Below are 14377 nucleotides of genomic sequence, written 5' to 3'. Positions count from 1 at the left end.
TTGGCTAAGCATTGTGAATAGAAAATAGAAAGACCATGAAACGGCTGGCGTCCGTTTATGCTGGGAATACAGTATAGACGGGCGTATGGGCTGTTTTTTGCTGTATAGGTTGTCTGTACATAGGATACGCGGCTGAGCTAGTATAGCCATTCATTTTATAACATTATGAAATCTCGCCTTGCTTTAATAAAAAAAATTTGGGACAATCATAATCATATAGCTAAATACGGCTGCATAAACGGAATAGGAAGGCACCTTATTGTGCTTTGAAAAGAGGGTAACGAATGAATAAGGAATCCATTTATGGATTGACATTTGATCAACTGACAGCTTGGCTGCTGGAACGCGGACATAGAAAGTTTCGCGCAGCGCAGGTCTGGGATTGGCTCTATAAGAAACGGGTATTACATTTCTCAGAAATGATTGATGTTAATAAAGATTGTATCGCAGTAATTGAAGAGCATTTTGTTATAGAAACGATGCACGAGCACCTCAGACAGGAATCCGAGGATGGAACCATTAAGTTTCTGTTCACATTGAAGGATGGCAATTTAATTGAAACGGTACTAATGAGACATAAATTTGGCTTGTCCGTTTGTGTAACCACACAAGTGGGCTGTAATATTGGCTGCAGCTTCTGCGCGAGCGGTCTACTAGCCAAAAGCCGTGATCTCTCCAGCGGTGAAATCGTTGAGCAAATTATGAAGGTGCAGCATCATCTTGATCGTGCGCAGCAGGATGAGAAGGTCAGCCACGTTGTTGTAATGGGAATTGGCGAGCCATTCGATAACTACAAGAACATGGTAGACTTCATTCTTGTTGTTAAGGATCAAAAGGGTCTGGACCTTGCGGCAAGACATATTACCGTATCCACCAGCGGCCTTGCCAACAAAATATATGAGTTCGCAGACAGCGATCTGAAGGTAAACCTAGCGGTTTCCTTGCATGCGCCTAATAACGAGCTTCGCACACGTATTATGAAAATTAACCGCGGCATTCCCATTGAAAAATTAATGCAGGCAATTGATTATTATTTGGAGAAAACGAATCGTAGAATTACGATTGAATATATACTGCTGAAGGATGTTAACGACCAAAAGGAGCATGCGCTTGAGCTTGCTGAGCTAATTAAAGACAGACGACATTTGGCTAACGTTAATTTAATCCCGTACAATCCAGTGGATGAGCATAGTCAATATCAGAGAACGGACCGCGAAACGGTGCGGGCATTTTATGATACGCTCAAAAAGCAGGGCATCAGCTGCAGTGTCCGCCTAGAGCACGGTACGGATATAGATGCCGCATGCGGTCAATTAAGAAGCAAGCAGCTTAAGGCTTAGATTCCAGCTTGAGCTTGAAGACATAGAGCGAATGAGAGAAGCGTATCCATCTCGGTGGGTACGCTTTTTTTGGCTTATCTGCTTTCTTGTCATTTACCGTGAATCGAACTTTTGAACCCAAAGGATAGCGACACTCGTTTATGCGTCGATTCCTTAATTTGGAATACCTTTCAGCCTCTAAATTTACCTCTTGAAACGGCACGTTAGAGCGTGTAGTATAAACAAAGTAAAAACTTCATACAACTCGTATATCATTGGGGATATGGCCCAATCGTTTCTACCGGACGACCACTTTAATCGACCGACTATGAGTGACAGCGCATATAGGTCTTTCTTTTTTTTGTTGTACAATTAGAGATGACCAATAGGGCAGGCTTCACTTGAGAAATGACTCATGGAGCCTGTCCTTTTTTTATCTTCATACTTATAAAGGGAGCGATAAGCCAGATGAAAATACTAGAAGAACGCATACGCCAAGAGGGGGCTATCCTCTCCGATACCGTATTAAAGGTCGATTCCTTTCTTAACCATCAAGTAGACACTGCACTTGCACTGGAGATTGGTAAAGAATTTGGACGTCTATTCGGAGGTCAGCCAATTACAAAGGTGCTTACAATCGAGGCTAGCGGCATTCAGTTCGCTATGGCAACGGCAATTGCTCTTGGGGTTCCGTTTATCTATGCGAAGAAGAAGAAGGCTGTAACGCTGGCTGAGCAGGTTTATAGCGCGCCTGTACATTCCTTTACTCGTCAAGAAACGTATCAAGTTAGCGTCTCACAGAAATACCTGAATGCAAATGACAAAGTGCTTATCGTAGATGACTTTTTGGCTACTGGCGCAGCACTGGTTGGTCTTGTCGATATAGTTAAGGAAGCGGGCGCTGAGCTACTTGGCGTTGGCTGTGTGATTGAAAAGAGCTTTCAAGAAGGTCGCGGGCTGCTTGAAAATAAAGGTGTTCGTGTTCATTCCTTAGCTAGAATTGCTTCGATGTCACCAGGAGAGGTTCACTTCATAGAAGAAGAGCAATTAATTCAACAGGCCTAAGGGAGTTTTCTCATCATGTTCAGTAAACAAAAGGTCGTCATGCTGGGCTTCCAGCACGTATTAGCCATGTATGCAGGAGCTGTTATTGTACCTCTTATTGTTGGAGCTGCATTGGATCTGACCACTACGCAGATGGCATATCTCATTGCAGCAGATTTATTTACTTGCGGCTTAGCGACGATTTTGCAGGTTATGGGCACCAAATATTTTGGTAGCAGACTGCCTGTTATATTGGGATGTACGTTTACAGCGGTAGGTCCCATTATCGCTATTGCTTCCACCTCTAATTTAGCTACGGCGTACGGGGCTATCATTATATCGGGTTTGTTCGTCGTATTAGCAGCGCCGTTGTATGGTAAAATGCTCAAGTTTTTCCCCACGATTGTAACTGGCTCGGTTGTCACCATTATCGGTTTGTCGCTCATTCCGGTTGCTATGGATAATGTGGGTGGCGGACAGAAAAATGCGGATTTCGGCGAGCCGAGGAACCTGCTGCTTGCGCTTATAACCTTAATTGTTATTCTATTGGTGAACCGCTTTGCAACGGGCTTCTTACGTTCTATCTCAGTCCTCATCGGACTTCTTGTCGGTACAATAACGGCATATTTTATGGGGATCGTTGATTTCGCACCTGTGTCCGATGCTTCCGTAGTGAGTATCGCTCAGCCCTTTTACTTTGGTACGCCTCAAATAAGCATCACAGCCATCGCTACGATGATTATCGTGAATATCGTGAGTATGGTGGAGTCGACAGGCGTTTATTTAGCAGTTGGCAAAGCGATTGACCAGAAGGTTGAACAGAAGCAAATTGTGAATGGGCTGCGGTCTGAGGGTGTTGCTATCATGCTTGGTGGTATTTTTAATGCATTCCCTTACACAGCATTCTCTCAAAATGTTGGACTCATAGCGATCACGCGAGTGAAAGCGCGAAATGTTATTTTTGCCGCGGGAGGCATTATGATTGTGCTGGGCTTGCTGCCTAAACTAGCTGCATTAACGACAATCATTCCGAGTGCGGTGCTTGGAGGAGCGATGATCGTGATGTTCGGTTCTGTCGCTGTTTCAGGTATTTCTATTCTCTCTCAGGTGGATATGCAAAAAGGGGACAATCTGCTGATTGCTGCTTGCAGCATTGCTGTAGGGTTAGGTTCTGCTACTGTACCTCAAATGTTTGATCAGCTGCCTGAGTTTGCAAAAATGCTGCTTCAAAACGGTATTGTTACAGGTTCCTTGACCGCTATTATCCTAAACCTATGTTTATCGAACCGAGAAAAAGCCTCAATGGAGGCAGCTTAAAAGCGGATTAGAATTTATTTTTTTGCATATCTCTTCGCATAATTCTCGGGAATAGGTTAAGATTAAGCCAAGAAAGCAAATAGGAGTTGTGCAAAAATGGCGAACGAAGAAGTGATTTTAACCGAAGAGGGCATGGCTCAACTGGTGGCTGAGCTGGAAGATTTGAAATATGTAAAGCGCAAAGAATTGGCTGCACGTATAAAATTAGCAATCAGCTATGGCGATTTGAAAGAGAATAGCGAATATCATTCCGCGAAAAACGATCAATCGTTTATGGAAACGAGAATACTCATTTTGGATAAGATGCTTAAGAAGGCTCGCGTGATTTCTGCTGAGGCGCTGGATCTTTCCAAAGCAAGTATCGGTTTGAGCGTTATTTTGAATGACATCGAATTTTCTGAGAAGATTGAATATAAAATTGTAGGCACGGAAGAAGCCGATGTTGCTGAGAACAAAATTTCTTATGAGAGCCCGCTGGGCAAGGAGCTTATAGGAAAAAAAGTTGGCGACATCATTCTCGTAAACGCTCCAATGGGTGTTATCAAATACGAGCTTCTTGAAATCAAAGCGTAATTATATATATGCGACTATATCGAGCACAAGGGATCCTAGACGGGAATTCTTTGTGCTTTCTTGTGTTTCATTTGAAAGAAATTTGTTTAAACAAAGGTAGAGGGAGCGTCTACATATGGCGGCTCCAAATTCGTGTATGTTTTTTGAAGCATTACAAAACCTAGGGAGACTCCTTTTATCACAAGAAAGAGCGGGGTCTTATCAGGAGACAATTTAGTTAAACGAGGAGCTTATATGTCATCAGATCAAATATCACAATTCGAGAAGAAAATGATCATTCGGAACATTGAACATAAAGATATTGAAAAAATTATCGAGCTGCAGCTCGTTTGCTTTCCTAATATGGATCCATGGCTGAAGTCTCAAATGGAAAGTCATCTGCGCATTTTTCCTGAGGGACAAATTTGCGTCGAGCTGGATGGAGAAATCATTGGCTCATGCTCAAGTTTAATTGTTAATTTTGATGATTACTTGGATCAGCATACTTATTTAGAAATTACGGATAAAGGATTTATCCGCAATCATAATCCGCACGGTCAAAATTTGTACGGTATGGAGGTTATGGTTCACCCTGAGTATCGTCGAATGAAGATTGGCAGACGGCTCTATGAAGCGAGAAAGCAGCTGGCAGAGCATATGAACCTCAAAAGCATTATCGTTGGCGGCCGTATTCCGGGCTACCATAATTATAGCGACAAGATGTCACCGAGAGAGTATGCGGAAGAGGTGCTTCAACAGAATATTTATGACCGTGTGCTCACCTTCCAAATGATGAATGGATTCACGCTTAAGCGGATTATTACGAATTATTTGATGGACGATGATGATTCCATGAATTATGCGGCTTTGCTGGAATGGAATAATATCGACTATAAGCCGAGCAACAGCAAAACGCATTATAAGCTATCCTTTCCGGTTCGGATTTGTGTAGTGCAATATATGATGAAAAAGATTGATTCCTTTGATGAATTTGCAACGCAATGCGAGCATTATGTAGATGTCTCAGCGGACTATAAATCCGATTTTGTGGTCTTTCCGGAAAATTTCACGATGCAGCTGTTGTCCTTTCTCGAAGAGCGTTCCCCGAGTACGGCAGTTCGTAAGCTCGCAACTTTTACAACACAATATGTCGAGCTGTTCACAGAGCTTGCTGTAAAATATAACGTTAATATTATTGGCGGCTCTCATTTTATTGAAGAGAACAATCGCATCTATAGTGTAGCGCATTTGTTTCGGAGAGACGGAACGATTGAGCAGCAGTATAAGCTGCATATATCGCCAAATGAGCGGATGTGGTGGGGAATCAACGGCGGCTCAACACTAGAGGTATTCGACACGGATTGCGGTAAAATATCGATTCAACTCAGCAGCGATATCGAATTCCCAGAAATCTCGCGTATCGTTGCCGGGGAAGGGGCACAAATTATTTTTGTACCCTTCTGTGCGGAAGATAAGCAGACTTTTCTACGTGTGAAATACTGCGCACAGGCGCGTGCAATAGAGAATCAAGTGTATACCGTCACAGCCGGCACAGTCGGCAATCTAACGCATGTGGATAATGTCGATATCCAATATGCCCAGTCAGGCGTGTACACGCCTACAGGCTTCTCCTTCCCGCGTGACGGTATTGCTGAGGAGTGCAGCGAAAACACAGAAACCGTCATTATGGCTGAGGTGGATATGGAAACGCTGATGCGTCATCGAAAATCCAATGAAGTATTAACTTTCGGGGATCGTCGTACGGATATTTATTCCTTACAGATTCGGTCGAAAGCTAAGACTTCTGAATGAACACATATAGGGATTTGAACAAGGACAGCAGTCGAATCTGCTGTCTTTTTTTATTTTATGAATGAAAAATAGGCTTAAAACCCACAATATAGTTGGCTGTTTAACTAAAGAGATCAGAGGAGAATATGAATGAAAAACAAGTTCCTTATTTTCACTGTATTGTGTGTGTCCCTTCTCCTGTATTCAGCGCCTGTAAATGCGGTGGTGGCAGCAGGAGGCGATCATCGCCATGGTCATGAAGAAGGTATCAGTCCTGCTGCGGTAAAGCTTAAGGAGGACATGAGAAGGCTTTGGAATGCTCATGTTGTTTGGACGAGAAGCTACATCATAAGCGCGCTTGCTGGACTAGAGGATCAGCAGCCTGTACTTGCTAGGCTTCTGAAGAATCAACAGGATATTGGCAATGCCATAAAGCCGTATTATGGTGAAGCAGCGGGTAATAAATTGGCTGAGCTTCTCAAAGAGCATATTCAAATTGCCGGAAAAGTTGTTGATGCAGCGAAAAGCGGCAACCAAGCAGATTTCAATACGTTTAATAAAGAATGGTATAAGAATGCGGATGCTATTGCTGCATTTCTGAGCAGCGCTAATCCGAATTGGACAGACAAGCAGTTAAAGGACCTCTTATATGGGCATTTGCAATTGCTGACAGACCAGTTCATGTCCAGAATTAAGAAGGATTGGCAAGGGGATATCAATGCTTATGATAAAGGCGAGGAACATATCCTTATGCTCTCTGACGCGTTGAGTGAAGGCATTATTAAGCAGTTTCCAAAGACCTTTCACTGAAAATAAAGGGCACTAGGAAGAGGGGCTAATCCGTTATCGGGTTAGCCCTTTTCTCATGAACATACATCGTCCGACAAATTTTTATGAGAAAAGATTAACTGGTCATAGGACTTAAGCAAGATGTAAGCTAATACTTTGTATGGCAAAGTAATACTAAGCAAAACAGTAGATGCAGCCCCTTCATTGTGCAGCCAGTTTTTTATACTTAAAACCTTTTTTAGGAGGAATATGATTATGCAGTTTCATTTTTATGTAGGCAATGATAACGGAAACAGTGAGCATGATCTCATTATCGACGGCAAATTAATTCAACAGCCGAACGTTAACTGTACGGTGGACGAGCTTCCATGGAGCGAGGAGCAAACGCCGGAAAGCTTTATGAAAAACTTACAGGACCAACTGGTCGTCACCATTGATTCACCTGCTACAAGACCTGGCATGTATTATGTAGGCAAGTTTGCACTGGAGAGCGGTGAGATCTTAGATAATCTTCAGATCGGCATAGACATGAAGAGTGATATGGATCTTCCAGTCATTAATACGCTCGCTCAAATCGCCGCAATGGCCGTTCAGAAGGCTTATGAGGACGAGAAGAAAATACCCGAACACATTGACGTAGAGGTTGATATGGCAACAGCTCTGCCCGTTACGCAGCATACAGATGAAACCTCGGCTAAGTTCGAGAAACGTTTTACAACGGGCACTCATCATGTGACGGTTCATTTAGGCATTAAACGAGTTGCTGTGAAAATCGTTTTCCCTTTTGCAAAAGTAGTTCCGGAAGCGACGCCTGTCATTTTCACCCTTCAGAAGGATGCCGAGGGCAGCTGGAGAGACGGAGAAATATTTGAGGACTTCCTTCAATCCTATGAGATCGACAAGAAATTTAACGGCAGTTACTTTAAAGATAAACGCATTCTTCATGTTGATATTGGTGATGGTTCTACGGAATATCCGATTACAGAAGGCAATAAATTTCTTCGTCAATTCGTACACGGCAGCCATCATGGCGCTGGCTATGCGATTGAAGAGGCGCTGGAAGAGTTTAATCGCCTCGTTCATCTTCCAGATAGTCCAAGACAATTTTTCAGTGATGTTATTAAAAATCCTAAGCATAAATACCATGCACGCGCGCTCAAAACGTTGAAAAGGCCGCTTGACAGCCAAGTTCGGCAAATTGTGCAGCATGTCAAAAGACAGCTTACAAAAACGCGTAATGAAATTGATATCATTTGCGTTTACGGAGGCGGCAGCATTCTGATGCGTTCAGCCCTATATCCAGCGATCAAGGAACTGTGTGGAGAACGGGAAATGCAGCTTCTTTATATCCCAGCGAATTATGCTGTTAAATTGAATGCAATGGGTCTTGATGCTTTTGTGCGAGGCAAAATTTATGAGGCGCTCAAAAATAAAGCTGTTCAGACCGTTTAAGCATGACTTTGGGCAGCAGCCTAATTATAGGAATTTTGGTAGGTGACAGGTATGAAAAAAATTAAAATGCCCGGCGACAATATTAGCTTGAAAACGAAGAAAACGGAAGATGAGCTCGTCATGCAGTGGCTTAATGCGCAAACCAATTTGATGGATTCTCTTCGCTATTTAATGGAAAAAGAAATCGTCCAAAATGGTATTCGCAACCTGCAAGCCCATGTTCCAGCTGAAAGAAGTGTACTACAAGGCGCTACGAACTTTCCAATGGGCATTGAAACCCAGACTTTTGTGACTGGAAATGAACAATCCGCTGCAGCCGCTGAAATCATTGAAGAAACAGAAGAAACCCTTGCTGTGACTGAAACGAATCCTTCAGCCGAAGAGGAATTTGATGATGAGGATATCGAAGCTTGGAGTTAAATAATGGAGAAAGAATGACCCGGTAATACTAAGTGTTGTCAAATGATTCTAAGTGATGTTAAGTAATCCCGCTAAAAGTAATACGGAGTGATTTCCCATATTACTCGGTATTACTTAACCCTAAAGTTGGAAGGAATCTTTATAATACGTAAGGTAATTATTCGGGTTAAATAAAAAAAGGAGAGGCTATATAGCCTCTCCTTTTTTGTGTTTTATATTAGTGAGCAAGTGCGAATAGACCATGGATATGTGAAAGGTAGCGAATGTTACTTGCTTCTTTCATCAACGATGCAGGCAAGCCTTTAAGCTGTGTAGAATGGCCGCCGATTGTACCTACGCCGTCTTTACGTCCAAGGCTTCCCAGTGTACCGGAGAACACAGGGTTGAACTTATCCATTACGCCGCCTTTAATTTGAACCGCTAGGTTGTAGCCTACCGTTTCGCCCATTTGCCAAGCAAGTTGAGCGGTTGGAGGGAAAGGACGCTCTCCGCCTTCTGGGAACACAACAGCGCAGTCGCCTGCAAGGAATACATCCGCATGCGAAGTCGATTGAAGTGTAGAAGTAACCGTTGAACGACCACGGTCTTCTGCAAGGCCGCTGCTTCCTACAACTGGGTTACCTTTAACGCCGCCAGTCCAGATAATAGTGCTGGATTCGATTGTACGTCCGTCTTTCAACGATACAGATGACTTAGTAGCTTCTGTAATCGCTACGCTAGTAATGAAAGTTACACCGCGTTTTTCAAGACTTGTTACAGCACGTTCAATAAGAACTTTCGGGAAAATTGGAAGAACGGCAGGGCCGGCTTCTACACAATAAAGTGAAATGTCATTGAAATCGATACCTTTGCTGCGGCAAACTTCAGGAAGTTTGTCAGCAAATTCACCAACAAGCTCAACGCCAGTCAAGCCGCCGCCGCCAACAACGATTGTTGCATCAGCTTTGTTGCCTGATTTTTTGTAAGCGTCAAGACGAGCTTCAACGTGAGCGCGAATTTTGTTCGCATCATTAACGGATTTAAGAACCATGCTGTTCTCTTCAAGTCCAGGAATACCAAAGTAGTTTGTTTCGCTGCCAAGAGCAACAACAAGGAAATCATACTTTTGTACTTGACCGCTTGCAAGAACGACTTGCTTTTCATTTGGCTTAATCTCTTGTACGGTATCAACGACAACATTAACGCTTTTGTCGCCGAGGAGCTTCGTAAGCGGTAGAGAAACGGCTTGCTCAGCAATCGTACCTCCTGCTAGTCTGTGCAACTCAGTAATAATTTGATGCGTAGGGAAACGATTGACAATAGTAATGTTCGCTTCAGCTGCTGATAGGTGTTTACGCGCTGTTAGTGCAGTCAGAAGACCGCCATAACCGCCACCAAGTATTAAAATCTGTTTCGACATGTTCATCCTCCATTCGATCTATAGGTCATTCTTATTATTTGTTAGTTTTTACGCTCGGAAAGCACGTTCAAGAATGCTTGTGCAAAGCGAAGCGTTTTTTGAACTTCAGGATCCTTAAGCATTTTCAACATAGCAAACAAGCCAACAGTTGAACCTGCAGCTTCTTGTGAACGTTCGCCAGCTTCAATAGCTGCTGCTGCGATACCTTTAGCTTTGTCTTGTACGGGTTTAACGAACTCACCGATACCTTGAGCAAAATCATTGATCAATACTTTGTCTGTAGCAATACCTTGAGCGAAATCATAAGCTTTGGTCATCAATGTAACCATTTCAGCCAACTTTGGCAGGTTATCCACCAATACAGTTAGAGATTCTTGAACCTCCGGCTTCATTAACTGATCAAGTACATCTAAAGATTGTTTTTCTTCGGCGAGGCTAGCTGCAACCTCTTGTCCAGTAGATAATTGTGACATAAGAGAATGTCCTCCTTTACGTTAAGTTGAAAGTAAGTTGTAGTCTCGATTGGATCAGTCGCTAAAGAAATGATTATACCCCGAAAGATTGTTACACTTTTCACATAGTTTCCGAAACGTTTGTTGAGCAAGTCTTTCAACCTCATTTGGAAGAGGTACAAAAGTGATTGGATAGCGACGATGATGAAATCGGATTTAAACTCTTTATCTCTATTCTACATCCTTTGAGACAAAAGTTAAAAAGAAATTTATAACTTTTTGAAAAAAATTTAGTTATGGCCTAAAAAACACCATCCCAATCCTTAGTTTTATCAAAAGATCAACAAATTATCATTTAAGAAATTTCTTTTTATTGGTAATATAATTAGGAGCAAGTACCTACTTGTACAGCTGAGATTAGGAGATTGAGATCATATGAAGGAAAAAGCTAAAGGTTTTCCCATTATAGAACAACTTAAGGAAGAGGATCTTTCCCTTCTCCTTCCCTATATGAAGCAATACGAATTCTCAGCAGGTACAGTCATTTTGCGTCAGGGCGAAGTGAGCGAAACTTTTCATATCTTATTAACAGGAACTGTTCTCGTCTATTTAGAAAAAGGAGCAAAGGTTCGTTTAGCGACGCTTCAGCGTGGCCATTTTTTTGGGGAAATGTCATGTTTAACAGGTGATTTTGTCAGCGCGACAGTGGAAGCAGCAGAGACTTTGTCAACTGTAGCCATCTCGCGTGAAGGGATTCTACTCATGATGGACAGCTGTCCCGAATTTCGCGTCCAAATGATCGATGCGATGGTGAGGCGGATTCAGAATACGAATGACCGAGTGATAGAAGAGCATGTCCAAAGTCCTATCCTAATTAAAAATCTGGAGCAGGAGTGCAAGCTGCGATATGGAGAGCTAATTGGCAGCAGTCCGCAAATGCAACAGCTGCATAATGAAATTGAATATTTATCTAACCATAAGGATGCCTTATTCATTGTAGGAGAATATGGAGTCGGCAAAGCACATGCTGCTGCGGCCATTCACCAGGCTTCTTCGAACCAGAGTAAACCGTTGGTAACCATAGAAGGCTCTTTTTTTGAATTGAATATGTGGGATCAGAAAGTGAAGGAGGCTGCAGGAGGAACCATTCTGCTGCGGCATGCAGAACGGTTGCCAGCAGCTATTATTCATCATGTGCTGCGATCAAGCGGAGATACGCGAGTTATTCTAACCTCCAAGACAATGCCTGAGATCAGAGTGCGAGTACTTCACATACCGCCGCTGCGTGAGAGAAGTGATGATACTTCAGAGCTTGTCCTTCATTTCTTGAAAAATGCGGGTGCTGAGAATCCGGCAGAAGCGATATCTCAAGAAGCGATGCGCATGCTAATCCTATATCCTTTCCTAACAAGGAACGTGGAAGAGCTTATGGGAGTTCTGCGGGAAGCCTTTATCTTGAGCGGTGGGAAGAAGATTTATAATAATCATCTACGTTTCGGGAGGCATCGACTACCGGGATCTAGGCCGACGGTCGGTCTTGCTCTCGGCTGCGGCACTATTCGCGGGACGGCTCATGTCGGTGTGCTGAAGGCGCTTGAACAGGAGGATATTCCGATCGATATGATAGCGGGGACTAGTGTAGGCGCATTAATTGGCGCACTCTATGCTTCAGGTCAGCCTATATCCGAATTTGAGCGTGTATTGCCATCCTTGCGTTGGACACAGCTTATTCAATTAAACTTTTCTCGTTTAGCCCTTGCAAATAATAATAAGATGCTGCGATTAATTGATAAATATATTGGGAAAATGAAAATTGAGGATTTGAACATTCCTTTTGCAGCAGTGACAGCAGACTTCACGTCGGGTAAAGCACATATTTTACGGACAGGTTCCTTGTCAGATGCATTACGTGCGTCCACATCCGTTCCAGGTATCATACCGCCCATGCGCTATCAGGGCCGGAAACTAGTTAGCGGCGCAGTTGTTCACCCGGTGCCTGCTGCAGTGGTGAGGAGTATGGGAGCGGATATTGTAATTGGTGTTGACGTTAGCGTACCGATTTGTAAGAAGCTGCCCATAAAAAGCTTTGTAGAATCCATTCTTAATACAATGGAAATGATGAGTGTGAATAAGGTACAGGATGAATTACAGCTAGCTGATATTATTATCAAACCGCAAATAAGATTACAATCCCATAGCTTTAAAGATTCAACCTCATATATTGCTATGGGTGAGCGGTTAGCAAGAGAAGCTATGGATGATATTAGAAGGCAATTGAAAGCTAGAGCATAATCCATTTTAAGTAATCAAATAGACGCAAAGCAGCTATTTCTTCTCTATAGAAGAAGCTGTTCTCTTGTGGTGGGAGGGCAGCTTCTTTTTATTTTTCCAGTATATATTTTTGGATGTTGACTCTCACGTAACGTCAGCCATTATAGTGACAATTAAGGAGGCAAGAGAGCGATGAAAATAAAAGAAGTATCCAATCTTGCAGGGATCAGTGTGCGCACGCTGCATCATTATGACGAAATTGGCTTGCTTAAGCCGGAGCAAGTTTCAGAAGCTGGATATCGTCTCTATTCGGAAAAAAATCTAGAGCTGCTTCAGCAAATTTTATTTTTTCGCGAGCTCGGTTTTCCGTTGAAGGAGATTAAAGTGATTATAAGCCGTCCATCTTTTCGAAGGGAGGATGCCCTTCTGCTGCACCGAAAAATGCTGCTCGATAAGCGTAAGCAGCTGGATCAAATGATTATGACGATTGACCGAACGATCATGCAAACGAGAGGAGAAATAGAAATGACGAATGAACAAAAATTTGAAGGCTTTGATTTCAGCAGCAACCCCTATCAGCAAGAGGCGAGAGAGCGCTGGGGAGATGAGGCAGTAGACAAGAGCAATGCTAAAGTAGGCAGCATGTCGAAGCAGGAACAAGGTGAAATAGCTGAGAGCATGAATGCTATATATACTAGGCTTGCACTGCTTCGCAACGAGCCGCCAGACTCTGATGCGGCACAGGCTGCAATTGAAGAATGGTACGTATTTTTGAATGGAATGGGCAGCTACTCGTATGAAGCCTTTAAAGGCTTAGGACAGATGTATGTAGACGACCAGCGTTTTACGAAAAATATCGATAAATTCGGCGAAGGCTTAAGCTTATTCATGCGCAATGCAATGAGTATTTTCGCAGAAAATCATAAATAAAGATCTAAGCGTAAGCATGACCGCGAGAACCTGTGAACGACGATGAAAGAAGCCGTTCCCATTAGTAATTTCTAATATGGCCCAAATTGAATTGCCCCTCCCGAACCTTTATGATGGTATAGACTAACCGGAGAGGGGAATTACATAATGACGACTGAAACACTACCTAGCTACACGAAAAATTTTACACTTTCTACCGAGATCTTTCATAAGCCGAGCTTGGATATTTATTCGCAAATGATTTACATCGTGCTTAGCTCCTGCACAAGTGATTCCGCTTCTATAAGCTTGCACGAGGTTGCGGAAAAAGGTCGAATGACGGAGAAGCAGACCATCAAAGCGCTGCAAGTACTCGCTGACGAGCAGCTCATTCCACATAAATTGTTCCGCAAAATGATCGGTGAATTCCAGGATGACCGTCTTTCATGGGCAGCGAAGGGCTTGCTTACTTATTGCAAGGAGCATAGAGATATTACGCTAGCCGATCTAATCTCGCTCTCTGATCAGTCGGGAGAAGATGAGAACAGCATTCGCAAAGCTATAGCTGAGCTGGAGCGCAATGGATATTTAGAGGACTTCCCTGAGCTCGGGAAAATGACAACCGTATAACAAACATTAAATAAAGAAGATAGAAACAAATA

General features: G+C 43.0%; 13 protein-coding genes and 1 riboswitch. Of the genes, 11 read left to right on the top strand and 2 right to left on the bottom strand.

Features of this window, described 5'->3' with window-relative positions:
* Positions 1–284: 284 nt before the first annotated feature.
* The 8 genes from rlmN to AC0YOD_RS15835 all read left to right on the top strand — a co-directional run bounded on the left by rlmN (position 285) and on the right by AC0YOD_RS15835 (position 8684).
* The gene (rlmN, locus tag AC0YOD_RS15870) at positions 285–1340 is read left to right on the top strand and encodes a dual-specificity RNA methyltransferase RlmN (RefSeq protein WP_475800298.1); all 1056 of its coding nucleotides are present in this window, start codon (positions 285–287) and stop codon (positions 1338–1340) included.
* A gap of 224 nt (positions 1341–1564) precedes the next feature.
* Positions 1565–1668, top strand: a riboswitch (purine riboswitch).
* 119 nt (positions 1669–1787) lie between these two features.
* Positions 1788–2384 carry a xanthine phosphoribosyltransferase gene (locus tag AC0YOD_RS15865; protein WP_475800297.1) on the top strand — a complete coding sequence of 199 codons (597 nt, stop codon included), beginning with the start codon at positions 1788–1790 and terminating at the stop codon, positions 2382–2384.
* Positions 2385–2399: 15 nt separating this feature from the next.
* Positions 2400–3680 carry a nucleobase:cation symporter-2 family protein gene (locus tag AC0YOD_RS15860; RefSeq protein WP_475800296.1) on the top strand — a complete coding sequence of 427 codons (1281 nt, stop codon included), beginning with the start codon at positions 2400–2402 and terminating at the stop codon, positions 3678–3680.
* A gap of 96 nt (positions 3681–3776) precedes the next feature.
* Positions 3777–4253, top strand: a complete 477-nt coding sequence (greA, locus tag AC0YOD_RS15855) for a transcription elongation factor GreA (protein WP_475800295.1) — start codon at positions 3777–3779, stop codon at positions 4251–4253.
* A gap of 234 nt (positions 4254–4487) precedes the next feature.
* On the top strand, positions 4488–6044 hold the full coding sequence (locus AC0YOD_RS15850) for a GNAT family N-acetyltransferase (RefSeq protein ID WP_475800294.1): 1557 nt from the start codon (positions 4488–4490) through the stop codon (positions 6042–6044).
* Positions 6045–6173: 129 nt separating this feature from the next.
* On the top strand, positions 6174–6833 hold the full coding sequence (locus AC0YOD_RS15845) for a glycosyltransferase (protein WP_475800293.1): 660 nt from the start codon (positions 6174–6176) through the stop codon (positions 6831–6833).
* A gap of 234 nt (positions 6834–7067) precedes the next feature.
* Positions 7068–8264, top strand: a complete 1197-nt coding sequence (locus AC0YOD_RS15840) for a ParM/StbA family protein (RefSeq protein ID WP_475800292.1) — start codon at positions 7068–7070, stop codon at positions 8262–8264.
* A gap of 51 nt (positions 8265–8315) precedes the next feature.
* Positions 8316–8684: a hypothetical protein gene (locus AC0YOD_RS15835; protein WP_475800291.1), complete on the top strand. Its 369-nt coding sequence runs from the start codon at positions 8316–8318 to the stop codon at positions 8682–8684.
* A 217-nt stretch (positions 8685–8901) separates the two neighbouring features.
* Here AC0YOD_RS15835 and AC0YOD_RS15830 read toward each other — a convergent pair whose 3' ends face one another.
* Together AC0YOD_RS15830 and AC0YOD_RS15825 are read right to left on the bottom strand one after the other, a co-directional pair.
* Entirely contained in the window at positions 8902–10083 is a 1182-nt protein-coding gene (locus AC0YOD_RS15830) for an NAD(P)/FAD-dependent oxidoreductase (protein WP_475800290.1), read from the bottom strand.
* A 41-nt stretch (positions 10084–10124) separates the two neighbouring features.
* Positions 10125–10556, bottom strand: coding sequence for a helical membrane plugin domain-containing protein (locus AC0YOD_RS15825; RefSeq protein ID WP_475800289.1), 432 nt, complete (start codon positions 10554–10556; stop codon positions 10125–10127).
* A 414-nt stretch (positions 10557–10970) separates the two neighbouring features.
* On the opposite strand from AC0YOD_RS15825, the gene AC0YOD_RS15820 reads away from it, so the two are divergent.
* The 3 genes from AC0YOD_RS15820 to AC0YOD_RS15810 all read left to right on the top strand — a co-directional run bounded on the left by AC0YOD_RS15820 (position 10971) and on the right by AC0YOD_RS15810 (position 14345).
* Positions 10971–12827, top strand: coding sequence for a patatin-like phospholipase family protein (locus tag AC0YOD_RS15820; RefSeq protein ID WP_475800288.1), 1857 nt, complete (start codon positions 10971–10973; stop codon positions 12825–12827).
* A 171-nt stretch (positions 12828–12998) separates the two neighbouring features.
* On the top strand, positions 12999–13736 hold the full coding sequence (locus AC0YOD_RS15815; protein ID WP_475800287.1) for a MerR family transcriptional regulator: 738 nt from the start codon (positions 12999–13001) through the stop codon (positions 13734–13736).
* Between the two features lie 147 nt (positions 13737–13883).
* Complete coding sequence (locus AC0YOD_RS15810; protein WP_475800286.1) at positions 13884–14345, top strand: hypothetical protein; 462 nt, start codon at positions 13884–13886, stop codon at positions 14343–14345.
* Positions 14346–14377 lie beyond the last annotated feature (32 nt).

Source organism: Paenibacillus sp. J31P13 (assembly GCF_056269295.1).
Note: the sequence above shows the minus strand (reverse complement) of the source record. Positions and strands in the feature narration are given on the sequence as shown.